At 73.3% G+C, this 24,873-nt stretch carries 26 protein-coding genes; 19 read left to right on the top strand and 7 right to left on the bottom strand.

What is annotated here, in order from left to right:
• The first annotated feature begins 92 nt into the window (after positions 1 to 92).
• The 4 genes from AB0E07_RS17000 to AB0E07_RS16985 are packed head-to-tail and all read left to right on the top strand — an operon-like array spanning position 93 to position 3,806.
• Positions 93 to 1,160, top strand: a complete 1,068-nt coding sequence (locus AB0E07_RS17000; RefSeq protein ID WP_362251757.1) for a glucose-1-phosphate thymidylyltransferase — start codon at positions 93 to 95, stop codon at positions 1,158 to 1,160.
• Positions 1,157 to 2,137 (top strand): dTDP-glucose 4,6-dehydratase, encoded by a 981-nt coding sequence (gene rfbB / locus AB0E07_RS16995; RefSeq protein ID WP_362251754.1) that lies wholly within the window; start codon positions 1,157 to 1,159, stop codon positions 2,135 to 2,137. Before AB0E07_RS17000 ends, rfbB begins: the two co-directional genes overlap by 4 nt.
• A complete protein-coding gene (gene rfbD / locus AB0E07_RS16990) occupies positions 2,134 to 3,009 on the top strand; it encodes a dTDP-4-dehydrorhamnose reductase (protein ID WP_362251751.1) in 876 nt (291 codons plus the stop codon). The genes rfbB and rfbD overlap by 4 nt, the downstream gene beginning before the upstream one ends.
• The gene (locus tag AB0E07_RS16985) at positions 3,006 to 3,806 is read left to right on the top strand and encodes a class I SAM-dependent methyltransferase (protein ID WP_362251748.1); all 801 of its coding nucleotides are present in this window, start codon (positions 3,006 to 3,008) and stop codon (positions 3,804 to 3,806) included. The genes rfbD and AB0E07_RS16985 overlap by 4 nt, the downstream gene beginning before the upstream one ends.
• 45 nt (positions 3,807 to 3,851) lie before the next feature.
• Here AB0E07_RS16985 and rfbC read toward each other — a convergent pair whose 3' ends face one another.
• Positions 3,852 to 4,448 (bottom strand): dTDP-4-dehydrorhamnose 3,5-epimerase, encoded by a 597-nt coding sequence (rfbC, locus tag AB0E07_RS16980; RefSeq protein WP_362251746.1) that lies wholly within the window; start codon positions 4,446 to 4,448, stop codon positions 3,852 to 3,854.
• A gap of 5 nt (positions 4,449 to 4,453) precedes the next feature.
• Positions 4,454 to 6,379 (bottom strand): glycosyltransferase, encoded by a 1,926-nt coding sequence (locus AB0E07_RS16975; RefSeq protein WP_362251744.1) that lies wholly within the window; start codon positions 6,377 to 6,379, stop codon positions 4,454 to 4,456.
• Positions 6,380 to 6,518: 139 nt separating this feature from the next.
• On the opposite strand from AB0E07_RS16975, the gene AB0E07_RS16970 reads away from it, so the two are divergent.
• Positions 6,519 to 7,019 (top strand): metallophosphoesterase, encoded by a 501-nt coding sequence (locus tag AB0E07_RS16970; RefSeq protein ID WP_362251741.1) that lies wholly within the window; start codon positions 6,519 to 6,521, stop codon positions 7,017 to 7,019.
• Between the two features lie 138 nt (positions 7,020 to 7,157).
• On the opposite strand, the gene AB0E07_RS16965 is transcribed toward AB0E07_RS16970, so the two are convergent.
• A complete protein-coding gene (locus AB0E07_RS16965) occupies positions 7,158 to 8,258 on the bottom strand; it encodes an XdhC family protein (protein ID WP_362251738.1) in 1,101 nt (366 codons plus the stop codon).
• Between the two features lie 238 nt (positions 8,259 to 8,496).
• Between AB0E07_RS16965 and AB0E07_RS16960 the strand changes: the two genes are divergently transcribed.
• From AB0E07_RS16960 to AB0E07_RS16950, 3 genes are all read left to right on the top strand, one after another.
• Positions 8,497 to 10,467, top strand: coding sequence for a translation factor GTPase family protein (locus AB0E07_RS16960; RefSeq protein WP_362251735.1), 1,971 nt, complete (start codon positions 8,497 to 8,499; stop codon positions 10,465 to 10,467).
• 73 nt (positions 10,468 to 10,540) lie between these two features.
• Entirely contained in the window at positions 10,541 to 12,397 is a 1,857-nt protein-coding gene (locus AB0E07_RS16955) for a cellulase family glycosylhydrolase (protein WP_362251732.1), read from the top strand.
• A gap of 82 nt (positions 12,398 to 12,479) precedes the next feature.
• Positions 12,480 to 13,136 (top strand): TetR/AcrR family transcriptional regulator, encoded by a 657-nt coding sequence (locus AB0E07_RS16950; RefSeq protein ID WP_362251729.1) that lies wholly within the window; start codon positions 12,480 to 12,482, stop codon positions 13,134 to 13,136.
• 23 nt (positions 13,137 to 13,159) lie between these two features.
• Here the strand turns inward: AB0E07_RS16950 and AB0E07_RS16945 are convergent, their stop codons facing one another.
• Positions 13,160 to 13,396: a hypothetical protein gene (locus AB0E07_RS16945; protein ID WP_362251727.1), complete on the bottom strand. Its 237-nt coding sequence runs from the start codon at positions 13,394 to 13,396 to the stop codon at positions 13,160 to 13,162.
• Complete coding sequence (locus AB0E07_RS16940; protein WP_362251724.1) at positions 13,384 to 13,749, bottom strand: nuclear transport factor 2 family protein; 366 nt, start codon at positions 13,747 to 13,749, stop codon at positions 13,384 to 13,386. The genes AB0E07_RS16945 and AB0E07_RS16940 overlap by 13 nt, the downstream gene beginning before the upstream one ends.
• A gap of 170 nt (positions 13,750 to 13,919) precedes the next feature.
• On the opposite strand from AB0E07_RS16940, the gene AB0E07_RS16935 reads away from it, so the two are divergent.
• The 8 genes from AB0E07_RS16935 to AB0E07_RS16900 all read left to right on the top strand — a co-directional run bounded on the left by AB0E07_RS16935 (position 13,920) and on the right by AB0E07_RS16900 (position 20,755).
• Positions 13,920 to 14,216 (top strand): hypothetical protein, encoded by a 297-nt coding sequence (locus tag AB0E07_RS16935; protein WP_362251722.1) that lies wholly within the window; start codon positions 13,920 to 13,922, stop codon positions 14,214 to 14,216.
• A gap of 63 nt (positions 14,217 to 14,279) precedes the next feature.
• Entirely contained in the window at positions 14,280 to 15,206 is a 927-nt protein-coding gene (locus AB0E07_RS16930) for a DNA-3-methyladenine glycosylase 2 family protein (protein WP_362251719.1), read from the top strand.
• 95 nt (positions 15,207 to 15,301) lie between these two features.
• The gene (locus AB0E07_RS16925) at positions 15,302 to 16,138 is read left to right on the top strand and encodes an SDR family oxidoreductase (protein WP_362251716.1); all 837 of its coding nucleotides are present in this window, start codon (positions 15,302 to 15,304) and stop codon (positions 16,136 to 16,138) included.
• 89 nt (positions 16,139 to 16,227) lie between these two features.
• Positions 16,228 to 17,313, top strand: coding sequence for an S-(hydroxymethyl)mycothiol dehydrogenase (locus AB0E07_RS16920; RefSeq protein ID WP_362251714.1), 1,086 nt, complete (start codon positions 16,228 to 16,230; stop codon positions 17,311 to 17,313).
• Positions 17,313 to 17,942: an MBL fold metallo-hydrolase gene (locus AB0E07_RS16915; protein ID WP_362251712.1), complete on the top strand. Its 630-nt coding sequence runs from the start codon at positions 17,313 to 17,315 to the stop codon at positions 17,940 to 17,942. The genes AB0E07_RS16920 and AB0E07_RS16915 overlap by 1 nt, the downstream gene beginning before the upstream one ends.
• A 96-nt stretch (positions 17,943 to 18,038) precedes the next feature.
• Positions 18,039 to 18,725 (top strand): HEAT repeat domain-containing protein, encoded by a 687-nt coding sequence (locus tag AB0E07_RS16910; protein ID WP_362251708.1) that lies wholly within the window; start codon positions 18,039 to 18,041, stop codon positions 18,723 to 18,725.
• Entirely contained in the window at positions 18,712 to 19,734 is a 1,023-nt protein-coding gene (locus AB0E07_RS16905; RefSeq protein WP_362251705.1) for a HEAT repeat domain-containing protein, read from the top strand. The genes AB0E07_RS16910 and AB0E07_RS16905 overlap by 14 nt, the downstream gene beginning before the upstream one ends.
• Positions 19,735 to 19,840: 106 nt before the next feature.
• A complete protein-coding gene (locus AB0E07_RS16900) occupies positions 19,841 to 20,755 on the top strand; it encodes an SDR family oxidoreductase (RefSeq protein ID WP_362251702.1) in 915 nt (304 codons plus the stop codon).
• 32 nt (positions 20,756 to 20,787) lie between these two features.
• Here AB0E07_RS16900 and AB0E07_RS16895 read toward each other — a convergent pair whose 3' ends face one another.
• Complete coding sequence (locus AB0E07_RS16895) at positions 20,788 to 21,336, bottom strand: hypothetical protein (protein WP_362251699.1); 549 nt, start codon at positions 21,334 to 21,336, stop codon at positions 20,788 to 20,790.
• Positions 21,337 to 21,387: 51 nt separating this feature from the next.
• Between AB0E07_RS16895 and AB0E07_RS16890 the strand changes: the two genes are divergently transcribed.
• From AB0E07_RS16890 to AB0E07_RS16880, 3 genes are all read left to right on the top strand, one after another.
• Positions 21,388 to 22,182, top strand: coding sequence for an SDR family NAD(P)-dependent oxidoreductase (locus AB0E07_RS16890; protein WP_362251696.1), 795 nt, complete (start codon positions 21,388 to 21,390; stop codon positions 22,180 to 22,182).
• A 161-nt stretch (positions 22,183 to 22,343) separates the two neighbouring features.
• Complete coding sequence (locus tag AB0E07_RS16885) at positions 22,344 to 23,039, top strand: L,D-transpeptidase (RefSeq protein WP_362251693.1); 696 nt, start codon at positions 22,344 to 22,346, stop codon at positions 23,037 to 23,039.
• A 153-nt stretch (positions 23,040 to 23,192) separates the two neighbouring features.
• On the top strand, positions 23,193 to 23,357 hold the full coding sequence (locus AB0E07_RS16880; RefSeq protein WP_362251938.1) for a hypothetical protein: 165 nt from the start codon (positions 23,193 to 23,195) through the stop codon (positions 23,355 to 23,357).
• A gap of 106 nt (positions 23,358 to 23,463) precedes the next feature.
• Here the strand turns inward: AB0E07_RS16880 and AB0E07_RS16875 are convergent, their stop codons facing one another.
• A complete protein-coding gene (locus AB0E07_RS16875; RefSeq protein ID WP_362251691.1) occupies positions 23,464 to 24,840 on the bottom strand; it encodes a S1 family peptidase in 1,377 nt (458 codons plus the stop codon).
• Positions 24,841 to 24,873 lie beyond the last annotated feature (33 nt).

Here is a 24,873-nt window from a genome sequence, read left to right as displayed (position 1 = left end):
CGCCGACGCCCCCACCCCGTTCGGCGGCATCGGCGCCGCGCGCCCGACATCTGACCATTCAGTGACGTGAAAACGACGCTATGGTGAACCAGATGAAGGCTCTCGTGCTGTCCGGCGGAGCCGGCACGCGGCTGCGGCCGATCACTCACACATCGGCCAAACAGCTGGTCCCGGTTGCCAACAAGGCTGTGCTTTTCTACGGGCTAGAATCCATCGCCCAGGCGGGCATCACCGAGGTCGGCCTCGTCGTCGGCGACACCGCCGCGGAGATCCAGGAAGCGGTGGGCGACGGCTCCAAGTTCGGCCTCCAGATCACCTACATCCCCCAGGAACGACCGCTGGGCCTGGCCCACGCGGTCCAGATCGCGCGGGACTACCTGGGCGACGACGACTTCGTGATGTACCTCGGCGACAACTTCATCGTCGGCGGCATCCGGGACCTCGTCGAGGAGTTCCGCCGTCATCGCCCCGACGCCCAGATCCTCCTCACCCACGTGCCCGACCCGCGCGCCTTCGGCGTCGCCGAACTCGACGACGCCGGACAGGTGGTGGGCCTGGAGGAGAAGCCCGAGCACCCCAGGAGCGACCTCGCCCTGGTCGGCGTCTACCTCTTCACCCCCGCCATCCACCGGGCGGTCCGCTCCATCGAACCGTCCTGGCGCGGCGAGCTGGAGATCACGCACGCCATCCAGCACCTCATCGACGCCCGCGCCGACGTCCGGTGCACCGTCATCGAGGGCTACTGGAAGGACACCGGCAACGTCGACGACATGCTGGAGGTCAACCGGACGGTCCTGGAGGGCCTCGACCGGCGCATCGACGGCGAGGTCGACGAGGCGTCCGAGACCGTCGGCCGGGTGGTCGTCGAGGAGGGCGCCCGGATCGTCAACTCCCGCATCGTCGGCCCCGCCGTGATCGGCGCCGGGACCTTCGTCGAGAACTCCTACGTCGGACCGTTCACCTCCGTCGCCGAGAACTGCCGGATCACCGACAGCGAGCTGGAGTTCTCCATCGTGCTGCGGGACTCCTCCATCGCCGGCGTGGGGCGCATCGAGTCCTCCCTGATCGGCCGGCACGCCGAGGTGACACCGGCCGAGCACGTCCCCAGCGCCCACCGATTCGTCCTCGGCGACCACAGCAAGGTGCAGATCCATCCATGAACCTCCTCGTCACCGGCGCCGCCGGCTTCATCGGGTCCCACTACGTCCGCACCCTGCTGGCCTCCGACGCGCCCGACGCGCCGCTGATCACCGTGCTGGACAAGCTGACCTACGCGGGCAGCCTCGACAACCTCCCCCTCGACCACCCCCGGCTGGAGTTCGTCCAGGGCGACATCCGGGACGCCGAACTCGTCGGCAAACTCACCGGCCAGGCCGACCAAGTGGTGCACTTCGCCGCCGAGTCGCACGTGGACCGGTCGATCTCCGGCGCCTCCGACTTCGTCCTGACCAACGTCGTCGGCACCCAGACCCTGCTGGAGGGCGCCCTGCGCGGCGGCGTCTCGACCTTCGTGCACATCTCCACCGACGAGGTGTACGGCTCGGTCGCCACCGGCTCCTCCACGGAACGGGACCTGCTGCTGCCCAGCTCCCCGTACTCCGCCTCCAAGGCCTCCTCCGACCTGCTCGCCCTCGCCTACCACCACACGCACGGCCTGGACGTCCGGGTCACCCGCTGCTCCAACAACTACGGGCCCCGCCAGTTCCCCGAGAAGGTCATCCCGCTCTTCGTCACCAACCTCCTCGACGGCGAACAGGTCCCGCTCTACGGGGAGGGCCTGAACGTCCGCGACTGGCTCCACGTCGACGACCACGTCCAGGGCGTCGAACTCGTGCGCACCCAGGGCAGGCCCGGCGAGATCTACAACATCGGCGGCGGCACCGAACTCAGCAACAGGGAACTCACCGGCCTGCTGCTCGACGCCTGCGGGGCCGGCCCGGACCGGGTGACCCGGGTCCCCGACCGCAAGGGCCACGACCTGCGCTACTCCGTCGACTGGAGCAAGGCCCGCACCGAACTCGGCTACACCCCCCGCCACGACTTCCGCACCGGGCTGGCCGCCACCGTCGACTGGTACCGCGAACACCGCGCCTGGTGGGAGCCGCTGAAGCGGCGGGTCGGGGAGGAGCGCGGATGAGGTGGCTGGTCACCGGCGCGGGCGGCATGCTCGGCCACGACGTCCTCGCCGAACTCCGCGCACGAGGCGAAGAGGTGACCCCGGCGGGCCACGACCGCCTGGACATCACCGAACCGGGCTCCGTGCAGGAGGCGTTCGCCGAGCACCGGCCGGAGATCGTCGTCAACTGCGCCGCGTACACGGCCGTCGACGACGCCGAGCGGGACGAGGCCACGGCCCTGCGCGTCAACGGGGACGGCCCGCGCCTGCTGGCCCGCGCCTGCGCGACCCACGGCGCGCGGCTCGTGCACCTCTCCACCGACTACGTCTTCTCCGGCCGGTCCCGCACCACGCCGTACCCGGAGGACCACCCGCCGGCCCCGCGCACCGCCTACGGCCGCACCAAGCTCGCCGGGGAAGTCGCCGTGCGCGAGGAACTCCCCGACGCCTCGGTCGTCCTGCGCACCGCCTGGCTGTACGGCGTCCACGGCCGGAACTTCGTACGCACCATGATCGGCCTGGAGGCGGAGCGGCCCACCGTCGACGTCGTCGCCGACCAGCGCGGACAGCCGACCTGGAGCGCCGACGTCGCCACCCTCGTCGCCGACCTCGGCCCCCGCGTCGGAACCGGCGTCAACGGCGTCCTCCACGCGACCAGTTCGGGCGAGACCACCTGGTACGACCTGGCCCGTGAGGTGTTCCTGCTGCTCGGCGCGGACCCCGACCGGGTGCGCCCCACCGACAGCGCGGCCCACGCCCGGCCCGCGCCCCGCCCCGAGTACAGCGTCCTCGCGCACGGCCGCTGGCAGTCCATCGGCCGGCCGCCGCCGCGGGACTGGCGCTCCGCCCTGCACGAGGCACTTCCCCGCATCCGCAAGGAGTCCCCTTCGTGAAACGCCATGAGTTCCTGCGGGAACTGCACAAGGCCACCGCCAACCGCAACTACCTGGAGATCGGGGTCAACGACGGCCGCAGCCTGCGGCTGTCCCGGGTGCCCAGCATCGCCGTCGACCCCGCCTTCAAGGTCGTCACGGAGATCCGCTGCGACGTCCACCTGGTGAAGGCCACCAGCGACGACTTCTTCGCCCGGGACAACCCCCTCGCCCACCTCAAGGGCGGCCGCCACCCGGTCCGCAACCTGCGCCGCGGCCGCAGCCCGGTCGGGCACTGGCGGCGCACCACCCTGGACCTGTCCTTCATCGACGGCATGCACCTGTTCGAGTACGCCCTGCGGGACTTCATCAACGTCGAGCGGCACTCCGACTGGGCCAGCGTGATCGTCTTCGACGACATGCTCCCGCGCAACGTCGACGAGGCGGCCCGCGACCGGCACACCGGCGCCTGGACCGGCGACGTCTACAAGCTCGTCGAGATCCTCACCCGGTTCCGCTCCGACCTGGTCACGCTCCTCGTGGACACCCAGCCCACCGGCCAGCTCGTCGTGTTCGGCGCCGACCCCGCCAGCACCGTGCTCAGCGACCGCTACGACGAGATCCTCGCCGAGTACGACGTGCCCGACCCGCAGAAGGTGCCGGAGTCGATCCTGGAGCGGACGGGCGCCGTGCGCCCCGACGAACTGCTCCGGGCGAGCTTCTGGCGCCCCCTGGCCCGCGCCCGCAACCTGGGTCTGCGCCGCTCCCGCGGCTGGGACCCGCTGCGCCGGGCCCTGGAGGAGCTCACCGTCAACTGAGCGTCCCGCCGGGCGGGCCCGCCGGGACCGTCCGGCGTGCCCCGCTCAGCGGGCCCGCAGCTCCCGGAGCCGGGCGGCGCAGTCCTCGTAGGACGGCAGGAGCCCGGCGCGCAGCGCCTCGGACAGGGAGGGCGCCTCGGCGTCCTTCGGCGACAGCACCGGCTCGATCCCCGCCGGCCAGGGCAGGTCCAGGTCCGCGTCGAGCGGGTGCACGCCGTGCTCCCGATCGGGCGCGTAGCCCGTGGAGCACAGGTAGACCACGGTGGCGTCGTCGCTCAGCGCCATGAAGGCGTGGCCGAGGCCCTCCGAGAGGAACACCGCGTGCCGGGTGTCCTCGTCGAGCCGGACCGCCTCCCACTGCCCGAACGAGGGGGAACCGGTGCGCAGGTCCACCACCACGTCCAGGACGGCGCCGCGCACACAGGTGACGTACTTCGCCTGACCGGGCGGCACGTCGGAGAAGTGCACCCCGCGCACCACGCCCCGCCGGGAGACGGAGCAGTTGGCCTGCGCGAGCGTGAGGTCGTGGCCGGTGGCCTCGCGGAACTCCTCGCCGCGGTACCACTCGTGGAAGCTGCCCCGGTCGTCCGGGAACACCTTGGGCTCCAGCACCCAGGCACCCTCGATCCCCAGTGAGCGCAACGCCGTCACCTCCGAGCGGACCCGAACAGGGCCCTCGCCTTGCGTACGAGTCTGCGCAGCGGCCCCGGGCGGGGTCTGCGCCGGGCCTGCACCCCGAGCGCCCCGGAGTGCAGCGCGAACGGCAGCGCCAGCACCCGCGGTTCGCGCGCGTCCGGGACCGGGGCGAGCGCCACCCGCCAGGTGGTCCCGCCCATCGAGGGGACCGGCAGATCGGCCGTCAGCAGTGCTCCGGGACCGTCGGGTCCGGGGGAGAGCGTGCCGGGCACGGGCAGGGTCCGGCCCTTCGCGGTCAGCCGCAGCAGGACGGGCGTGTCGGCGGGCACGTGCAAGGGCACAGGCACGGTCAGCCGGCCGTCCACGACGGAGACCCGCTCCGGCGTGAGGCGGCCGAGCCCGAGACTCCGGCTGGCCCGGTCGACGTCCACGGCGAGCGAGTTGTGCCGGGCGGTCCAGTACGGCAGCGCCACGTGCCCGGCCGTGACGACGGCGATCGCGGTGGGCCGCTCGGCGCCCCGGGCGGGGGCCAGCCGGCACTCCTTGGTCCAGCCGCCCAGCCGGGCCCGTACCACCGCGTCCCACAGCCCGCCGGTCAGGGCCGCGCCCGCGGCCGCGGTCGCCGGGTCCACGGTGGCCGTCGCCCGCAGCACCAGCCGGAAGCGGCCCGGGTCCTCGGTCGGCACGGTCTCACGGGTGAACTGCACCGGCTGGAAGTACTGGGCGGCGCTGGAGCGCCGGCGCAGCAGCAGGTCGGCGGCGGCCGTGCCGAACCGGGAGAGGGTGTCGGCGCCCACCCGGGCGATGGCCTCGGCCACGTCCTTCGGCGGCGTCGAGAGCGGGTCGCCGCCGCCCGCCGAACTGAACGTCAGCGGCGCGCCGCCCGCGTGGTACTCGGCCGCGAAGGACACCCGCAGCGCGCCGTCGGCCCACTGCAGTTCCTCGGGGACGGCCTTCAGGACGATGCCCGCCTCCCATTCGGCGAACTCCTCCACCTCGCCCAGCCGGTCGGCGGCGATCAGCGCGGCCACGACCTGCTGGGTCGGCGGGAGGCCGGCCGCCACGCCGGGCCCGAAGCGTTCGACGACGACGGAGTGGATCTCCCGGAACAGCTCCTTGCGGTAGTCGCCCGGCAGCGCCAACAGCCGCTTGCCGCGCATCCGTTCGACCATCTCCACCCGCAGCCAGCGCCGGAAGAGCCGGTCGCGCAGGGGGCCCGGTTCGGTGTACCGCTCGACCACGTCGAGCGCCTCGCGCAGGTTCTTGAAGTAGCCGACCGGGTCGAAGCGCTGGAACCCCGCGTTGGAGGCGTCCTCCCGGCGGACGTGGTAGTAGCAGACGTAGTCGCTGAGCACCGAGACGTTCTCCGCGCGCAGGTACGCCTCGGTGACGAAGACGTGGTCCTCCAGGCGGCGGCGTCCCTCGGGGAAGCGCAGGCCGATGCGGTCCAGGAAGGCCCGGCGGAACATCTTGTGCGGGGTGAGGCTGTCGATCAGCGGCGCGCTCTCCACGGTGGCCCGCGGATGGTTGTGGCGGAACAGCTCCACCGGCACCCCGCGGCCCTGACCGGCCATCTTGCCCACGACCACGTCGGCGTCGTTGGCGACGGCGTAGTCGTACATCCGCTCCAAGGCCTCGTCGCCGAGATGGTCGTCGTTGTCCACGAACATCACGTACTCGCCGCGGGACGCCTCGATGCCGACATTGCGGGGCTTGCCGGACCAGCCGGAGTTCTCCTGGTGCAGCACCGTGACCCGCGGGTGCTCGGCGGCCAGCTCGTCGAGCCGGCCGGGCGTGTCGTCGGTGGAACCGTCGTCCACGAAGATCACTTCATAGGCGTCCGGGGGCAGGGACTGCCGCAGCAGCGAGGAGACGCACTCCTCGATGTAGGCCCCCGGGTTGTAGACGGGGACGATGACGCTGACCTTGACCGGCATCGCGCTCGAAGTCCCCTCGGGTCGTCGGCTGCCTCGCTGGGTGCGGCACGGTGGGTGCGGCACGGTATGCCTGGCCCGATGCTAACCCTCTCCCGCCGCCTTGCCACCTTTGTCCGCCCGGCGCCCGTAGCCTGTCGGAGTGCGTCTGCTGCTGATGTCCGACACCCATCTGCCCAAGCGCGCCCGCGCACTTCCCGGCCCGCTCCTCGCCGAACTCCCGCGCGCCGACGTGGTGATCCACGCGGGGGACTGGGTCGACACGGCCACCCTCGACCTGCTGGAGCGCGACAGCCGCCGCCTGGTCGCCGTGTACGGCAACAACGACGGCCCCGAACTGCGCGCCCGGCTCCCCGAGGTGGCCCTCGCCGAACTCGGCGGGCTGCGGTTCGGCGTGGTCCACGAGACCGGCCCCGCCCAGGGCCGGGAGACGCGCTGCGCCGCCCGCTTCCCCGAGCTGGACGTCCTGGTCTTCGGCCACAGCCACATCCCCTGGGACAGCACCGCGGCCACGGGGCTGCGGCTGCTGAACCCGGGCTCCCCGACGGACCGCCGCCGTCAGCCGCACTGCACCTACCTCACCGCGTCGGTCGCCGACGGCCTCCTCACCGACGTGGAACTGCACCGGCTGCCGCCCCGGTAGCGGGACGCCGGTTCCGAAGGGACACGTGGTGGGGCCGTTCGGGTGAGATCGGGGGCGGGACGCGTCCCGGGCGGGTCGCGACGGCGGTCCGGGGTCCGTGGGAGGCGTCGCGGGGCAGGCGGGACTTTCGAAACACACCTAGCGCGCGGGATGGATCGCGCCCCGGGTCCCGGTGAGGGGGGCGCCGCTGCCGCCCCAGCGCAGGGCGACGATCTCGGCGGCGACCGACACGGCGACCTCCTCGGGGGTACGGGCGCCCAGGTCGAGGCCGACCGGGGAACGCAGCCGGGACAGCTCGGCCGCGGTGAGCCCGGCCGCGGCCAGCCGCCGCGTCCGGTCCTCGTGGGTACGGCGGCTGCCCATCGCCCCGATGTACGCGGCGGGCCTGCGCAGCGCCTCCTCCAACAGCGGCACGTCGAACTTCGGGTCGTGGGTGAGCACGCAGATCACCGTGGTCCCGTCCGTTTCGGTGCCGCTGAGATAGCGGTGCGGCCAGTCCACGACCACCTCCACGCCCTCGGGGAAGCGCCGGGGCGTGGCGAACACCGGGCGGGCGTCGCACACGGTGACCCGGTAGCCGAGGAAGTCCCCGATCCGGGCGACGGCGGCCGCGTAGTCGATGGCGCCGAAGACCAGCATCCGCGGCGGCGGCGCGAAGGAGTGCAGGAAGACCGCGACCGCGTCCTCGCGGCGCTCGCCGTGCGGCCCGTAGTGGCGCAGGGCGGTGGCGCCGAGGGCGAGTTCACCGCGGGCGTCGGCGGTGACCGCCGCGTCCAGGCCCGGCGAGCCGAGCGTGCCGAGGACCCGCTCGGGCCAGACCGCGAGGGCCCCTCCGCGCGGCGCGGGCCCGTCGGCCACCGTGGCGACGGTGACGGGCGCGTGGGCCGCGACGGACTCCGCGACGGCGCCGAACGAGGGATCGGCCTCGGCCGTCACCGGACGCACCAGCAGGGTGATCTCGCCGCCGCAGGTGAGGCCCACCGCGAACGCGTCCTCGTCGCTGTAGCCGAAGGTCTCCAGCCGCGCCTCGCCGCTCGCCGCCACCTCCCTGGCCAGGTCGAAGACGGCCCCCTCGACACAGCCGCCCGACACGCTGCCCACGACCTCGTCGTCCGGGCCCACGGCCATCGCTGCCCCCGGCTCGCGCGGCGCGCTGCGGCTCGTCGCGACGACCGTGGCGAGTCCGAACGGCGATCCCGCCCGGTACCAGGCGGCCAGCACCGGGAGCACGTCACGCATCGCCCGCTCCTCTCTCCGGCACCGCCGGACACCCGGACACCTCCCTCACCACGATCGCACCGCCCGCCCTGCCCCGCCGGACACCAGATGTGGTTGAGCGTTAATCCATTGCCGCGGGCTTCCCGCACCTGCTGGACTGCGCCCGATCCACCCGGCACGCGAGAAGGAGCCCCGATGCGAACTCCGTTCATGTCCCCCCAGGAAGGAACGACCCCCTCATCGAAGGACATGACGCTCCGTGCCGTTGCTCAACCTAGGAATCCTCGCCCATGTCGACGCCGGTAAGACCAGCCTGACCGAGCGCCTGCTGCACTCGGTCGGCGTGATCGACGAGATCGGCAGCGTCGACGCCGGGACCACCCGGACCGACACCCTCGCGCTGGAGCGCCGGCGCGGGATCACCATCAAGTCCGCCGTCGTCTCCTTCCCGGTCGACGACGTCACGGTCAACCTCATCGACACCCCCGGCCACCCGGACTTCATCGCCGAGGTGGAGCGGGTGCTCGGCGTCCTGGACGGTGCCGTGCTGGTCGTCTCCGCCGTCGAGGGGGTGCAGGCGCAGACCCGGGTCCTGATGCGGACCCTGCGGCGGCTGCGCATCCCCACCCTGGTCTTCGTCAACAAGATCGACCGCCGTGGCGCCCGCGAGGAGGACCTGCTGCGCGCGCTCACCGCCCGGCTGGACATCGCCGTCGTGCCCATGGGCCGCACCACCGGAATCGGCACCCGCGCGGCCCGGTTCACGCCCGCGCTCGGGGCGGCCGCGCTCGACACGCTGGCCGACCACGACGACGGCCTCCTCACCGCGTACGTCGAGGGCACCGTCCCGGACGGCCGGGTGCGCGCCGCCCTGGCCGACCAGACCCGCCGGGGCCTGGTCCACCCGGTGTACTTCGGCTCGGCCGTCACCGGTGCCGGGGTGGACGCGCTGATCGGCGGAGTGCGCGAGCTGCTGCCCGCCGTCGACGGCGACCCGCGCGGCCCGGTCTCGGGCACCGTGTTCAAGGTCGAGCGGGGGCCGGCGGGGGAGAAGATCGCCTACGCGCGGATGTTCTCCGGCACCCTCGGAGTCCGCACCCCCGTCCGTTTCGGCGACGCCCGCAAGGAGGGCAAGGTCACGGCGGTCAGCGTCTTCGAGCACGGCTCCGACGTCCGGCGCGACGCGGTTACCGCGGGCCGCATCGCCAGGTTGTGGGGGCTCGCCGACGTCCGGATCGGCGACGCGCTCGGCCGCCCCCGCGCCGCGGAGAGCCGCTTCTTCGCCCCGCCCACCCTGGAGACCGTTGTTGTCCCCGGCCCGGGGACCGATCCCCGGGCGCTGCACGTCGCGCTCACCCAGCTGGCCGAACAGGACCCGCTGATCGCCCTGCGCCACGACGAGCGGCGCCGGGAGATCTCCGTCTCCCTCTACGGCGAGGTGCAGAAGGAGGTCGTCCAGGCCACGCTCGCCGACGAGTACGGCCTCGACGTCACCTTCCGGGAGACCACACCTCTGTGCGTGGAGCGGCCCGCCGGGACCGGAAGCGCCGTCGAGTTCAACAAGAAGGACCCGAACCCCTTCCTCGCCACCGTCGGCCTGCGCGTCGAGCCGGCCCCGGTCGGCGCGGGCGTCTCCTTCGCCCTGGAGGTGGAGCTCGGCTCCATGCCGTACGCCTTCTTCAAGGCGATCGAGGACTCCGTCCGCGAGAACCTGGGCCAAGGGCTGCACGGCTGGGCGGTCCCCGACTGCGCGGTCACCCTCACGCACTGCGGCTACTCGCCCCGGCAGAGCCACGCCCACCAGGGCTTCGACAAGAGCATGTCCAGCACCGGCTACGACTTCCGGGGGCTGACCCCGCTGGTGCTGACCGAGGCGCTGCGGCGGGCGGGCACGCGGGTGCACGAGCCGATGCACCGCTTCCGGCTTCGGGCGCCGGCCGACACCCTCGGCGCGCTGCTGCCGGTGCTGGCCGGGCTCGGGGCGGTGCCGGGATCCACCGGGACCCGGGGCGCGGTCTGTGTCCTGGACGGCGCCGTGCCGGCCGCGCGGGTGCACGAGCTGGAGCAGCGGCTGCCCGGACTCACGCGGGGCGAGGGCGAGTTGGAGAGCGCCTTCGACCACTACGCGCCGGTCGCCCGGGGAACCGTCCCCGAGCGGGCGCGCACCGACCACAACCCGCTGAACCGGAAGGAGTACCTGCTGAACGTGACCCGGAGAGTGGGCAGTTGAACTGACTAACAGTCAACTTACTTGTGGGTCAGAAGTGTTGACGGGACCGGGCGGCCGCCGGACTGTAGTGAACATGCCGACTACACGTGCGCGTGTGCTCGTTGTGCTGGTCCTCCTCCTCGGATTCCTGACGGCGGCCGGTCCCGCTCCGGCCGCCGCCGCCCCCGCCCTCTCCGACGCCCTGTGGTTCGACGAGACACCCCTGACCGTGCGGGACGGCCGCTTCACCGACGGCCACGGCCGTGAGGTCGTCCTGCGCGGCTACAACGTCTCCGGCGAGACCAAGCTCGCCGAGAACGGCGGGCTGCCGTTCGCCTCGGTGGCCGACGCCCGCAAGTCAGCGGCCGCGCTGCGCGCCCTCGGCGGCGGCAACACGGTCCGCTTCCTGCTCTCCTGGGCCTACGCCGAACCGGTACGCGGACAGGTCGACACGGCCTACCTGTCCGCCGCCACCGCCCAGATCGGCGCCTTCCTCGACGCGGGCCTGCGCGTCTACCCCGACTTCCACCAGGACCTCTTCTCCCGCCACCTCTTCGACGCCGACAGCTGGTACACCGGCGACGGTGCCCCCGAGTGGGCGGTGGACGCCGGGAACTACCCCGACGAGTCCTGCGGCATCTGCCTGTTCTGGGGCCAGAACATCACCCAGAACGAGGCCGTCACACGGGCGTCGTACGACTTCTGGCACAACGCGTACGGCCTCCAGGACGCCTTCCTCGCCACCGCGCAGACGACGATGACGTACCTCCGGCAGCACCTCGGCGCCGCGCGGTTCACCGGCGTCGTCGGCTTCGACCCGTACAACGAACCGCACGCGGGGAGTTACGACTCCGGGCAGACCAGCCGTACCTGGGAGCGGGACGTGCTGTGGCCGTTCTACGAGCGGTTCCGGGCGCGCATGGACGCGGCCGGCTGGCAGGACAAGCCCGCCTTCGTGGAGCCGAACCTCTTCTGGAACGCCAACCTCGACTTCCAGCGCCAGGAGGGCGGCCTGCTGGACGCCGGCCGGCTCGGACCGCGCTATGTGTTCAACACCCACTTCTACGACCAGAAGGCCATCTCAGGGATCTTCATGTGGGGCAAGGCGCAGGACGGGCAGTACAGCGGCGACTTCGGCACGGTCCGGGACCGGGCGGCGGCGGCCGGAACGCCGGGGATCGTCAGCGAGTTCGGGCATCCGCTGGCCGGGTCGGTCGCCGACAAGGCGCCGACCGTGCTCAAGGCGATGTACCAGGCCCTCGACTCCCGCGTGAAGGGCGCGAGTTGGTGGTCCGACCCGGCGGCGTCCGGTCCGGTCCTGTCCGGCAGCCAGTGGCAGTGGGACATCTACCACGGACGCCACCACGAGCTGATGAACGGCAACCCCGACAAGGTGCTCACCGCCGGGGACGCCTGGAACGACGAGGACCTCTCGGCGGTGCGGCTCGACGACTCCGGCACCCCGGTCCTGCGCCAGGACGCCCGCCTGCTGGACCGCCTCTACCCGAGCGCCACCGCGGGCACGACCGTCGCCTTCACCTACGAGGACCGCTCCCGGGACGGCTCCACCACCCTCACCTGGAACCCGGTGCCCGCCTCGCTGCCCCAGGTGGCCCGACTGGTCGGCACCGGCCAGTACGGACTGCTGATGTGGCGCTCCGGCGACGGCTCGGCACCGACCGAACTCCACCTCCCGGCGTCCTTCCCGACCGGCTCCACCACGGTCGTCTCCGACCTGGGCACGGTGCACGCCCCACCGGCGTACACCTCGACGACCCCCGTCGCCGTCGCCCCCGAACCCGGCGGCACCGGAAGCCGCCGGCTGCTGCTGACCGACACCGACTCCGGCGCCCCGCACTTCGCCCTGGTGACCAACGGCGCCTCGGCCCCCTCCGCGGAACTGCTGGCCGCCGCCAGGTCCGAACTCGCCGCCTGGGCCGCGGGGAGGTGAACGGCACGGGTTCCCCTCCGGGGCCTTCTCGGTAAGCGTGTGCACACCACACAATGGCGGACGGCCCAGGAGGGGAGAGACATTGGCGGGCAGGCTCAGGGCACCGACCGGACGTTACGGCGGCAGATCGGCGGCGGAACGCAAGGCCGAGCGACGCGACCGGTTCCTCGACGCGGCACTCCGCCTCTTCGGTGACACCCCGGGCTACCGCGCCACCACCGTCGCGGCGCTCAGCGAGGCCGCCGGACTGTCCACCCGGCAGTTCTACGAGGAGTTCCGCACCCTGGAGGACGTCCTGGCCGCCCTCCACCTCCAGGTGAACGACCTGACCGAACAGGCGGTCCTGGCGCGCGCCGCGCAGGTGGGCGGCGCGCCCATGGCCGAGCGCGCCGCCGCGATCTTCCGCGCCTACGCGGCCCATGTCACCGCCGATCCGCGCCGGGTCCGCATCACCTTCGTCGAGATCGTCGGGGTCAGCCCCCGGCTGGAGGAGCAGCGCCTCGCCCGACGCTCCCGCTGGGTCGACCTGATCTGCGCCGAGGCCCACGCGGCGGCCGAGCGGGGCGAGGCGGCACGACGCGACCACCGTCTCGCCGCCACGGCGTTCATCGGCAGCGTCAACGGGCTGCTGCACGACTGGAGCGCGGGCTGGCTGGACGCGACGCTGGACGAGGTCGTGGACGAACTCGTCCGGCAACTCCTCGCCATGCTGCGGCCGGTGGGCTGGGAAGAGGGGTGAGCCGACCGGCGCCGTGTGGCTGCTCAGCGGTGTCTGAGGCGGCGTGGACGGGGCGGCGCCGCGGGGAGTCGCCGCGCCCGCGCGCCGCGCAGGACCGACCGCAGCAGCGCGGCGGACGCCAGCCGGCCCGCCGCGGACCGGGGCCGGGCCCGCCGGACGCGCGCCGGGCGGGGCCGCCCCATGCCCGCCTGTGCCGAGAAGGTCCAGGTCATCCGGGTGGAGATCCGGATCCTCGGCAGCCGTGCGGTCACTCGTCCCATGCCTGGATCATGGTCTGTTCGACGATCTTGCCGTCCCGCAGCGTGAGCATGGACTCCGACAGCACCCGCACCCCGTCCGAGTACCGGCAGCTCTCGCTGTACGCCACGTTGTCGCCGTCGACCACGCACCGCTCCATCTTGTGGGTCATGTCCCGGCTGTATACGTCCGCGAGCAACTCGCCTATCTCGTCACGGCCGTGCAGGACCCGGGGACTGCTCGGCTGGGTGTTGCGGTCCACGACGCGCATTTCGGCGTCGTCGGCGTACAGCGACAGCAGTGCCGCCGCCGTGTCTCCCTCGATGCCCCGGCGCAGGACCTCGGTGTCGAATCCGGAGCGTGCCGCGGTGCCCATGGTGACCTCCTCGAAGGCCCGCGGCCTCGGGGGAGAGGGCCGCGCCGGCCTCTCCTTCGAGGCTCCTCCGGGCCGGCGGCCTCGGCAAGCGCAGCCACCGCGGTCCGCCTGACGAGTGAGCCGCGCCGCGCGCCCGTGTCCGCGACCGGCCCGCCGGCGTTGCTCCGGACATGATCTCAACACGACGCATCGCCGCCGCCGTCGGTCTGGCCGCCGCGGTCACCGGCCTCGCCGCGCCCCTGGCCGGCGCGGCCGAGTCGAAGGCCCCGGACACCGGGTCGCTCAGCCCGATGAGCATGCTCGACTCGCTCGCCGTGAGCGACATCCCCGAGCAGCACGAGGCGGCCGTCCCGCGGCCCTCCGCGCAGCTCGGCCAGCTCAACCGGGTCCACGAACTGAACCAGCTGCACCAGGTGACCGACCTGGCCGCGCCGGTCACCGGTCTGCTCCCGGGCATTCAGTACTGACCGCCGCACCCCCGAGGGCCGTCCGCTCAGCCGGGCGGCCCTCGGCATGTCCCCTGGGAGACCGTGACCGATCCGATGCCGCAGCCCCCGGATCGTTCGGTGCGCTGGCAGCCCGGCTTCCCCGTGGACGCCGGGCTGACCCTGCGCAGCCTGCGCCGCGGCCCCTACGACCCGACGCACCGCGAGGAGACCGACGGCTCGCTGTGGCGCACGGCGCTCACCGCCTCGGGGCCGGTCACCTACCGCGTCCGCCAGCGGCGCCTGGACGACCTCCACGTGGACCTCTGGGGCCCCGGCGCGGCCGAACTGGCCGACTCCGTCCGGCGTGAACTGGGCGAGGAGGACCGGCCGGAGCTGTTCCGGCCCCGCCACCCCGTACTGCGGCGGGCGGTGCACCGGCTGCCGGGGCTGCGGGTGCCCCGTACCGGACGCCTGTTCGAGGCGTTGGTCCCCGCCGTCCTGGAGCAACGTGTCGTCGGCCTCGACGCGGCCGCCTCCTTCGCCCGCCTGGTCCGGACGTACGGCGGACCGCCCCCCGGCCCCGCCCCCGAGGGCATGCGGCTGCCCCCGACGCCCGAGGCCTGGCGGACCGTCCCGAGCTGGGAGTGGCGCCGGGCCGGCGTGGACCTGCACCGCTCCGCCACCGTCGTGGCCGCCGCCCGCCACGCGGCACGGCTCGAACGGGCGGCCGACGACCCGGAACGCGCCTACGCCGTGCTGGCGAACCTCACCGGCGTCGGCGCGTGGACCGCCGCCCAGGTCGGCCACCGTGCCCTCGGCGACGCCGACGCCCTCCCGCTCGGCGACTACCACCTCGCCACCCTGACCGGCGTGGCCCTGCTCGGCCGCCCGCTCCACGACGACGAGGTCGAGCCCTTCTACGAGCCCTTCCGCCCGCACCGCTACCGGGTCGTCCGCCTCCTCGAACTCACCCCGGGCGCGGCCCCGCGGCACGGACCCCGGGCGCCGCGCGCGGGCCCCCTCCACTGACCGGCCGGGCGGTGGCGGGCGTGTCGCCGAGAGGTGCTCCGCACACATGTCTGATAGGGATCGAGTCCCACCCCCACGCCGCCCCAGGAGAACCCATGGCTCCCACGTACGCCGTCACCGGCGCCTCCGGCCGCCTCGGCGGACGCGTAGCCCGGCGGCTGGCCGCCGCCGGCGTCGAGCAGACCCTCCTGGTCCGCACCCCGTCCCGGGCCCCCGAACTGCCCGGCGCCACCGCCCTGCCCGGCGCCTACGACGACCCGGGCGCCGTCACCCGCGCCCTGCGCGCCGGCGACCACGTCCTGATGGTCTCCGCCTCCGAGACCCCCGACCGGGTCCAGCAGCACCGCACCTTCATCGACGCCGCGGCGGCGGCCCGGGTCGCCCACCTGGTGTACATCTCCTTCTACGGCGCCGCCCCCGACGCCACCTTCACCCTGGCCCGCGACCACTGGCACACCGAGCAGCACCTGCGCGCCAGCGGCATCCCCTTCACCTTCCTGCGGGACAACCTGTACGCCGACTTCATGCCCGCGCTCGTCGGTGAGGACGGCGCCATCCGCGGTCCGGCGGGCGAAGGCCGGGCCGCCGTGGTCGCGCAGGACGACATCGCCGACGCCGCCGTCGCGGTGCTGCGCGCCCCGGGCCCGCACACCGGCCGCACCTACGAACTGACCGGCCCCGAGGCGCTCGGATTCGCCGACGTGGCGGCCACCCTGACCGCCGTCACGGGGCGCCCGGTGACGTACGTACCGGAGACGGTCGAGGAGGCGTACGCCTCCCGGCGGGGCCACGGCGCCCCCGACTGGCAGCTCGACGCCTGGGTCTCCACCTACACGGCCGTCGCCGACGGCTCCCTCGCCGGGGTGACGAGCGCGATCGAGGACCTGACCGGGCATCCCGCCACCTCCCTGGGAGCGGTGCTGCGCGCCTGAGCGGCTTTCCGCCAGGACACGCCGTTTCCGATCAGTCGCGCGTAGGGTCGAACCGGACGCACTCCGGTCTGAGGAAGAGAGGCAGCACCATGGCGCAGCAGGTACGCGGCGTGATCGCACCGGGCAAGGACGAACCGGTCAGGGTGGAGACGATCGTCGTGCCCGACCCGGGGCCCGGCGAGGCCGTCGTGAAGATCCAGGCCTGCGGTGTCTGCCACACCGATCTGCACTACAAACAGGGCGGAATCTCCGACGACTTCCCCTTCCTGCTGGGCCACGAGGCGGCGGGCGTGGTCGAGTCGGTCGGCGACGGCGTCACCGAGGTCGAGCCCGGCGATTTCGTTGTCCTCAACTGGCGTGCGGTGTGCGGGCGTTGCCGTGCCTGTCTGCGCGGGCGGCCCTGGTACTGCTTCGACACCCACAACGCGAAGCAGAGGATGACGCTCACCGACGGCACCGAACTCTCCCCGGCCCTCGGCATCGGCGCCTTCGCCGAGAAGACCCTGGTCGCCGCGGGCCAGTGCACCAAGGTCGACCCGGCCGTCTCCCCGCAGGTCGCGGGTCTGCTGGGATGCGGTGTGATGGCCGGCATCGGCGCCGCCATCAACACCGGCAACGTGGGCCGCGGTGACACCGTCGCGGTCATCGGCTGCGGAGGGGTCGGCGACGCCGCCGTCGCCGGCGCGAACCTGGCGGGCGCGGCGAAGATCATCGCCGTCGACATCGACGACCGCAAGCTCGAAAAGGCCCGCGCCATGGGCGCCACGCACACCGTCAACTCACGCGAGACCGACCCGGTGGAGACGATCCGGTCGCTCACCGGAGGCTTCGGCGCCGACGTCGTCATCGAGGCCGTGGGCCGCCCCGAGACCTACCAGCAGGCCTTCTACGCCCGCGACCTGGCCGGCACCGTCGTCCTCGTCGGCGTCCCCACCCCCGAGATGAAGCTCGAACTGCCGCTCCTGGACGTCTTCGGCCGCGGCGGCGCACTGAAGTCCTCCTGGTACGGCGACTGTCTGCCCTCCCGGGACTTCCCGATGCTGATCGACCTGCATCTCCAGGGCCGCCTGGACCTGGAGGCGTTCGTCACGGAGACCATCGAACTCACCGACGTGGAGAAGGCGTTCGAGCGGATGCACCAGGGCGACGTCCTGCGCTCGGTGGTGGTGCTCTGATGACCACGCGCATCGAACGCCTCGTCACCTCCGGCCAGTTCAGCCTCGACGGCGGCACCTGGGACGTCGACAACAACGTCTGGCTCGTCGGCGACGACCACGAGGTCGTCGTCATCGACGCCGCCCACGACGCCGACGCCATCGCCGAGGCCGTCGGCGACCGCAGACTGACCGCCATCGTCTGCACCCACGCCCACAACGACCACATCGACGCCGCGCCCGCCCTCGCGGAGCGCACCGGCGCCACGATCTGGCTGCACCCCGACGACCTGTCGCTGTGGAAGCAGACCCACCCCGACCGCGACCCCGACGCGCACCTCCTCGACGGACAGGTCATCGAGGCGGCCGGGGCGGACCTCCGGGTCCTGCACACCCCCGGGCACGCGCCCGGCGCGGTCTGCCTCTACGACCCGGGCCTGGCGACCGTCTTCACCGGCGACACCCTCTTCAAGGGCGGCCCCGGCGCGACGGGCCGCTCGTTCTCCCACTTCCCGACGATCGTGGACTCGATCCGGGACCGCCTGCTCACGCTGCCGCCCGAGACGAAGGTCCTCACCGGGCACGGCGACGGCACGACGATCGGAGCCGAGGCCCCGCACCTCCAGGAGTGGATCGCCCGCGGCCACTGACGCCTCCGGCGAACCCGCCCCGCCCCACCCGGGGGCGGGGCGCTTGACCTTGACACGGTGGCAAGGCCTTCACTGCGGTGGAGGAGGTGGTCACCCATGACCCAGGAGACACAGAACCCGCCGCGCGCAGCCGAGGGGCTCGCCGCGGACAGCGCGTCGGTCCGGCTGCGGGCCGCGCTGGCCGCGGGCACGAACCCGCACCCCGCCCTCGTCGCCGCGCTCGTGGCCCGGTGCGCGGTGGAGCCGGACTTCTCCGTCCGCGAGACGCTGACCTGGGCTCTCACCCGCCAGCCGGCCGACGTGACCCTGCCCCTGCTGCTCGACGAGCTCGCCTCGCCGCAGGCCCAGGCCCGCAGCCAGGCGCTGCACACCCTCTCCAAGATCGGCGACCGGCGCGCGTGGCCCGCGCTGACCCGCGAGCTGCTGACCGACGCCGACGACGAGGTCGCCCGCAGCGCCTGGCGGGCGGCGGTCGTGCTGGTCCCCGAGGGTGAGCGGGCCGCCCTGGCGGTAGCGTTGGCGACACAGCTCGGCCGCGGGGAGCACCCGACGCAGCTCAGCCTCAGCCGGGCCCTGATCGCGCTCGACGAGACGGCGCCGCCCGTCCTGCGGACGGCGATGACCTCCCCGGAACCCCGGGTACGCGCCCACGCCCACGCGACGGAGCACCTGCGACGCGACCCGGAGGCCGGGTTCGCGTACGCGCTCGAAGAGGCCAAGCGGGTCGCGGTGCTCGGCCCGGACGGCCGGAAGGAGGACGGCGACAGCGGTGCTGATCGGTGAGGTGGCACGACGGTCCGGCGTCAGCGCCCGCATGCTCCGCCACTACGAGTCGCTCGGCCTGGTCCGGCCCACCGCCCGGAGCGGCTCCGGCTACCGGGAGTACTCCGACGACGACATCCGCCGGGTCTTCCACATCGAGAGCCTGCGTTCCCTCGGCCTCTCCCTGCGGGACGTGGGCCGGGCCCTGGACGATCCGGACTTCGCCCCGGCGCGACTCGTCGACGACCTGATCCGCGACACCCGCGCCCGGATCGCCGCCGAGACGGAGCTGCTGACCCGGCTGCGCCGGATCGACGCGGCCGGACCCGCCGCCTGGGACGACGTGCTGCGCGTGGTGGCCCTGCTCCAGGCCCTCGGCTCGGAGAACGCGGACAGCCGCCAGCGGGCGGCGCTGACCTCCGGGACCTCCGGCGCCTCCGGGACCGAACTCCCCGCCGAGGCGCTGGCCGAGGCGGCGCTGAACGAGCCGGAGCCGAACGTCGCCGGGACCTTCCGGTGGGCGCTGGCCCGCTCCGGCGACGCCGGGCTGCCCACCCTCGCGCGCGGCCTGGACTCCCCGGACCCCGAGGTCCGCGCCCGTGCCGTCCACGCCCTCGTCGCCCTCCCGGGCGAGGCCGGCACCGCACTCCTGCGGCGGGCCCTCGCCGACCCCGACGCCGCGGTCCACCGACTCGCGGCACTCGCCCTCGGCGCCCGGGGCGTCCCGGAAGCCGTGCAACCGCTGCTCGACATGGTCGTCGCGGGCACCAGCGATGTCGACGCGGCGGACGCGCTGGGCGCCCTCGCCGCCACCGACGACACACTGGCCGAGCGGATCGCCGCCGCCCTGACCGGCCTGCTCGCCCACGACTCCGGCGGCCCCGCCGCCCGCCGGCGCCTGACGCAGGCGCTCGCCGACATCCCGGGCCCCGCCGCCTCCCGGGCGCTGGACGGCCTGACCCACGACGAGGACCGGGTCGTCGCGCTCACCGCGACGTACGTCCTCGGGCTGCGTGAGGAGCGCCCCTGACGGCCGCCGCGCGCACGGTCGCAAGACCCGCCGGAAAAGGTGACAGAAGATGTCCGGCTTTCCGGGGACGGTAGGAGCACGAAACCGTCGCAGGGAGAGGCAGGACATGTCACAGCCGTTGAAGGGCCGGGTCGCACTGGTCGCCGGAGCCACCCGGGGAGCCGGGCGCGGTATCGCCGTGGAGCTGGGCGCGGCCGGCGCCACCGTCTACGTCACCGGACGCACGACCCGGCAGCGGCGCTCCGAGTACGACCGGCCCGAGACGATCGAGGACACCGCCGACCTGGTCACCGCGGCGGGCGGCCACGGCATCGCCGTACCCACCGACCACCTCGAACCCGACCGGGTGCGGGCCCTGGTGGACCGAGTCGCGGACGAACAGGGCCGGCTCGACGTGCTCGTCAACGACGTCTGGGGCGGCGAGAAGCTCTTCGGCTGGGACGTCCCGGTCTGGGAGCACGATCTCGACGACGGACTGCGGCTGCTCCGGCTCGCCGTTGAGACGCACGCCATCACCAGCCACTTCGCCCTGCCGCTGCTGCTGCGCCACCCCGGCGGTCTGGTGGTGGAGATGACCGACGGCACCGCCGACTACAACCGCGACCACTACCGCGCCTCCTTCTTCTACGACCTCGCCAAGTCCTCCGTGCTGCGCATGGCCTTCTCCCTCGCCCACGAACTCGGCCCGCGCGGCGCGACCGCCCTCGCGCTCACCCCCGGCTGGCTGCGCTCGGAGATGATGCTCGACACGTTCGGGGTGCGCGAGGACAACTGGCGCGACGCCCTCGCCCGCGTCCCGCACTTCGCGATCTCGGAGACCCCGCGCTACGTCGGCCGCGCCGTGGCCGCGCTCGCCGCCGACCCCGACGTCGCCCGGTACAACGGGGCCTCCCTCTCCAGCGGCGGCCTGGCGGGGGAGTACGGCTTCACCGACCTCGACGGCAGCCGCCCCGACGCCTGGCGGTACCTGGTGGAGGTCCAGGACGCGGGGAAGCCCGCCGACACCACCGGCTACCGCTGAGGCGGCACCCACTACCGCTGAGGCGGCACCCACTACCGCTGAGGCGGCACCGGCTCCGTCACCGGCAGCCGCCAGCGCGCGGAGTGGCCCGGCGGCATGCCCAGGTCCTCACGGACCGCCGTGTAGTAGCCCTCGCGCCCGGCGCGCTGCCGGGCCAGGAGCGCCTGCCAGGCGTCCGGGTCCCGGCCGCCCGTGCGGACGTAGCGCTCCATCTCCATCGCCGTCACCACCCAGGCGCGGGCCTTGTCCACCACCTCGACGCTGCCCAGCATCAGCAGCGCCTCGCCCGAGGGGTCGCGGCCGTCGTTCGCCTCCGCCAGCAGCGGCTTGGCCTCCTCCAGTGTCAGCGGGTCCGGGTGGGTGCCGCAGCCCAGTTCGGCGGCGACCCGGTACGTGATCACCACGGTCCGCTTCACCGACCGCGCGTAGTCGGAGTACACCGCGAGCCGCCGCTCCTCCCACCGCGCGGCCTCCTCCCGCCGGAAGCGGGCCGTGTCGCTGCGCAGCAGGGCCAGGTACGAGCCGAGGGCGCCGATCACCACGCCCAGCAGGGCGGGGAGTTGCTGGAGGAACACATCCATGGCTGCACGGTAGCTGCCCGGTTGATCTCACCGGCACTACCGTGCGGGAGCATGACGGACACAACACGCTTCGCGGGGTACGGAGTTCTCGTCACGGGTGCCGCCCGCGGCATCGGCGCGGCCACGGCCGCCCGGTTCGCCGCCGAGGGCGCGCGGGTGCTGGTGACGGACGTGGACGGGACGGCGGCCGGGAAGACGGCGGCCGCCCTGCGCGAACAGGGCCTGACGGCCGAGGCGTTCGGCTGCGACGTGGGGGACCGCGACTCGGTCGAGGCCGCGGTCGCCCACGCCGTGACCGTCCTCGGTTCGCTCGACGTCCTGGTCAACAACGCCTACGGCTGCACCCCCGACGCCCCGCTCTTCGAGGACGAATCCGACGAGGTCTGGGCCCGCGACCTGGACCTCACCCTCACCGGCGCCTACCGCTGCTCCCGCGCCGCGCTGCCCCACCTCGCCGCCTCCGGCCGCGGCGCGATCGTCTCGATCGGCTCCGTCAACGGCATCCAGAGCTTCGGCAACCACGCCTACAGCGCCGCCAAGGCCGGACTCGCCTCCCTCACCCGCACCCTCGCCGGCCACGCGGCCTCCCGCGGGGTCCGGGTGAACCTGGTGGCCCCCGGCACCGTCCGCACCGCGGCCTGGGCGGGCCGGGAGGACGACCTGGAGCGGGCCGGCGGCGTGTACCCGCTGGGCCGCGTCGGCGAGCCGGAGGACATCGCCGCCGCGGTCGCCTTCCTCGCCTCCCGGGACGCGTCCTGGATCACCGGTACCACCCTGGTCGTCGACGGCGGCCTGACCTCGGTGAACACAGGGTTCCGGATGGCCCTCCAGGCGGACGACCAATAGGCGGACCGGGACGCCGGCCCCGGGCGCGGGGCCGGAAGCTCCCGAAGTTCACCATTTGGTCACGGACCGCCCCGGAGCACAACCAACACCGCCGGACACCGGTCTAGCTGGCAGAGATCGCGGCACACCGCGACGCACCGTTCTTGAGGGAAAGGCCGACCATGGGGGACATACGCAGACGAGGAGCCGTCTTCCTCGGAGTCACCGCGCTGACGGCGCCGCTCACGCTCGCGCTCGGTGCCGCGCCGGCGCAGGCCGCGAGCTGCACCTCGCAGACCGGGCCGTACCAGAAGCAGGTGGAGAAGTTCCTGGGCCGACCCGTCGACGGCAAGCAGTCCAGCGCCGACTGCAAGGCCATCCAGAGCTTCCAGACCAAGCACGGCATCACACCGAACGCCGGTTACGCGGGTCCGGTGACCTGGGGCGTGATGAACCTCATGAACAAGCAGAAGGCCGTCGGGAACAAGCCCAACAAGGACGGCAAGTGCCCCGTGAACAAGGGCCGCATCGCCTGTGTGAACCTCACCCTCCAGCTGAGCTGGATCCAGGACGGCGAGAAGCTCGTCTACGGCCCCGTCGCCGTGCGCACCGGCCGCGACGGCTACGAGACCCGCACCGGCGCGAAGAAGATCTACTGGCGCAACATCGACCACGTCTCCACGATCTACGACGTCCCGATGCCGTACGCCCAGTTCTTCGACGGCGGTCAGGCCTTCCACTCGGTCGGCGTCAGCATGTGGAACCCGCCCGGCTCGCACGGCTGCGTCAACATGACCAAGACGCACGCCAAGAAGTACTGGTCCCTCCTGAAGAACGGCGACGACGTCTTCGTCTACGGCCGCAAGCCGGGCACGTGAGACGTCCGCCCGCGCCCCGGTTCCGGCTGAACTCGGCTGTGGGCGCGGGCGTATGGCCGGGATCGGGACGTGAGGAGCGACACGGTCCGGTATGTCCGGATTGGTCGCCCTTACTCACGCCGCCTTCACCTGCGTGGACGTATGCTTCACACCATGTCCACCAGTGTTGAACCCGTTTCCGATCGATCGGCTGACGAGGTCAACGAGGAGATCCGGGCCCTGTGGCGCCGGGCGGGCGGGACACTGAGCGTCGAGGAGCGCGAGGAGTACCAACGACTCGTCATGGAGTGGGCCGCAGCGGCCCCGCAGGCGGTGTGAACGCCGCCTGACGCTCCCCGGGGACCGCCGAGCCTCGAAGACCCCAGTGGGCACCCTTTCGAACGGGTGCCCTTTCTACTTTCCCCGGCCGGTGCGCCCGGCCCCCTCACCCCCAGCTCGCCGAGTAGTAGCGCTGATACGCCTTGCGGTCCTGTTCCGAGCGGATGAACCGCGTCGCCACCAGCGCGACCAGCGATCCCGCGATGATCAGCAACCCGGGACCCACGTTCCGCGGATCGGCCAGCCGGGCCAGAAGCTGCGTCGCCTCCGCCCCGCTCACGGGCGCCGAGGAGCCCGGTGAGGCCGCCCCCGGCGCGATGGCGCTCTGCGTGGGCGAGGCGGACGGCGCCGGCGAGGCCGCCCCGCCCTGTCCGCCGCCCTGCGGGGCCGCGGCGATGAGCTGGACGCCCAGCTCGGCGAGGGCCTTCGTCACCGGCTGGAAGAACGTCGTACCGCCCGAGACGCAGTCCCCGCTGCCGCCGGAGGTGATGCCCAGCGCGATGCCCTCCGAGAAGAGCGGCCCGCCGCTGTCCCCGGGCTCCGCGCACACGTTCGTCTCGATCAGCCCGGTCACCGTGCCCTCGGGGTAGTTCACCGTGGCGTTCAGCGCCGTCACCGTGCCGTCGCTCAGTCCGCTGGTGCTGCCGCTGCGGAACACCCGCTGCCCGATCGAGGGATCGCTCACCCCGGTGATCCGCACACCCTGCCCGTCACCGACGGCGACCACGTCCGCGCCGTCCCCGGCCTCGCCGTCGGCGTACTGCACCAGGGAGAAGTCACCGCCGGGGAAGTTCTGCCGCACCGTGCGGCCCACCTGCTCGCGGCCGGCGCTGTCGGCGAACCAGAGCGAGCCGTCCGGACCGCAGTGCCCGGCCGTGAGGATGAAGTCGCGCCGCCCGTCGGTGACGTTGAACCCGGCCGAACAGCGGCCGGCCGTGGACAGGATCGGCTGCGCGCCGTTCAGCCGCGTCGTGAAGGTCCCCTCGGTCCGCTCCATCCGGACGAAGGCGCCCACACCGCCCGCGACCCGGGTCAGCCTCGACCAGTCGGCGGACGACACGGTGCTGTCGCCCCGCACCACCACCTCGTTGCTGCGGTAGTCCATCGACCAGGCCGTACCGGGCACCCGGGGGGCCGAACCGAGCGTGGACGTCGCCGACTTGAGCTCGTTCATACTGTGCGACACCACCTTCGGCTCGCCGCCCGCCCGGCGCACCTCTGCGGCCGCCTCCTCGTCGGTCACCGCGACGACCGGCCGGCCGTCGGCACCGACCCAACTGCCCGCGGTACGGGCCGTGCCGAGCCGTTCCACCAGTCCGGACCCGGTGTCCACGGCCGAGCGCACCGACACGTCCGACGGCGCCGGCGGACCGGCCGGCTCGCTCGCCACCGCGCGCGTCACCATCACCGAGCCCAGGAGCAGTCCTCCGACGGCGGCCACCCGTGCAGCTCGCCGGAGAGTCCGTCGTCGTACGTGCCTCATGCCTGGCTCCCGAACCCGAACGCGCGATGGCAA

Source organism: Streptomyces sp. NPDC048002 (assembly GCF_040653275.1).
Taxonomy (GTDB): domain Bacteria; phylum Actinomycetota; class Actinomycetes; order Streptomycetales; family Streptomycetaceae; genus Streptomyces.
Note: the sequence above shows the minus strand (reverse complement) of the source record. Positions and strands in the feature narration are given on the sequence as shown.

Bases quoted from the DNA above. Each gene is read 5' to 3' on its own strand.
- AB0E07_RS17000 (WP_362251757.1), top strand. From the start codon at position 93: ATGAAGGCTCTCGTGCTGTCCGGCGGAGCCGGCACGCGGCTGCGGCCG.
- rfbB (WP_362251754.1), top strand. From the start codon at position 1,157: ATGAACCTCCTCGTCACCGGCGCCGCCGGCTTCATCGGGTCCCACTAC.
- rfbD (WP_362251751.1), top strand. From the start codon at position 2,134: ATGAGGTGGCTGGTCACCGGCGCGGGCGGCATGCTCGGCCACGACGTC.
- AB0E07_RS16975 (WP_362251744.1), bottom strand. From the start codon at position 6,379: ATGCCGGTCAAGGTCAGCGTCATCGTCCCCGTCTACAACCCGGGGGCC.
- AB0E07_RS16965 (WP_362251738.1), bottom strand. From the start codon at position 8,258: ATGCGTGACGTGCTCCCGGTGCTGGCCGCCTGGTACCGGGCGGGATCG.
- AB0E07_RS16955 (WP_362251732.1), top strand. From the start codon at position 10,541: ATGCCGACTACACGTGCGCGTGTGCTCGTTGTGCTGGTCCTCCTCCTC.
- AB0E07_RS16945 (WP_362251727.1), bottom strand. From the start codon at position 13,396: ATGGGACGAGTGACCGCACGGCTGCCGAGGATCCGGATCTCCACCCGG.
- AB0E07_RS16940 (WP_362251724.1), bottom strand. From the start codon at position 13,749: ATGGGCACCGCGGCACGCTCCGGATTCGACACCGAGGTCCTGCGCCGG.
- AB0E07_RS16935 (WP_362251722.1), top strand. From the start codon at position 13,920: ATGATCTCAACACGACGCATCGCCGCCGCCGTCGGTCTGGCCGCCGCG.
- AB0E07_RS16925 (WP_362251716.1), top strand. From the start codon at position 15,302: ATGGCTCCCACGTACGCCGTCACCGGCGCCTCCGGCCGCCTCGGCGGA.
- AB0E07_RS16920 (WP_362251714.1), top strand. From the start codon at position 16,228: ATGGCGCAGCAGGTACGCGGCGTGATCGCACCGGGCAAGGACGAACCG.
- AB0E07_RS16915 (WP_362251712.1), top strand. From the start codon at position 17,313: ATGACCACGCGCATCGAACGCCTCGTCACCTCCGGCCAGTTCAGCCTC.
- AB0E07_RS16910 (WP_362251708.1), top strand. From the start codon at position 18,039: ATGACCCAGGAGACACAGAACCCGCCGCGCGCAGCCGAGGGGCTCGCC.
- AB0E07_RS16900 (WP_362251702.1), top strand. From the start codon at position 19,841: ATGTCACAGCCGTTGAAGGGCCGGGTCGCACTGGTCGCCGGAGCCACC.
- AB0E07_RS16895 (WP_362251699.1), bottom strand. From the start codon at position 21,336: ATGGATGTGTTCCTCCAGCAACTCCCCGCCCTGCTGGGCGTGGTGATC.
- AB0E07_RS16890 (WP_362251696.1), top strand. From the start codon at position 21,388: ATGACGGACACAACACGCTTCGCGGGGTACGGAGTTCTCGTCACGGGT.
- AB0E07_RS16885 (WP_362251693.1), top strand. From the start codon at position 22,344: ATGGGGGACATACGCAGACGAGGAGCCGTCTTCCTCGGAGTCACCGCG.
- AB0E07_RS16880 (WP_362251938.1), top strand. From the start codon at position 23,193: ATGTCCACCAGTGTTGAACCCGTTTCCGATCGATCGGCTGACGAGGTC.
- AB0E07_RS16875 (WP_362251691.1), bottom strand. From the start codon at position 24,840: ATGAGGCACGTACGACGACGGACTCTCCGGCGAGCTGCACGGGTGGCC.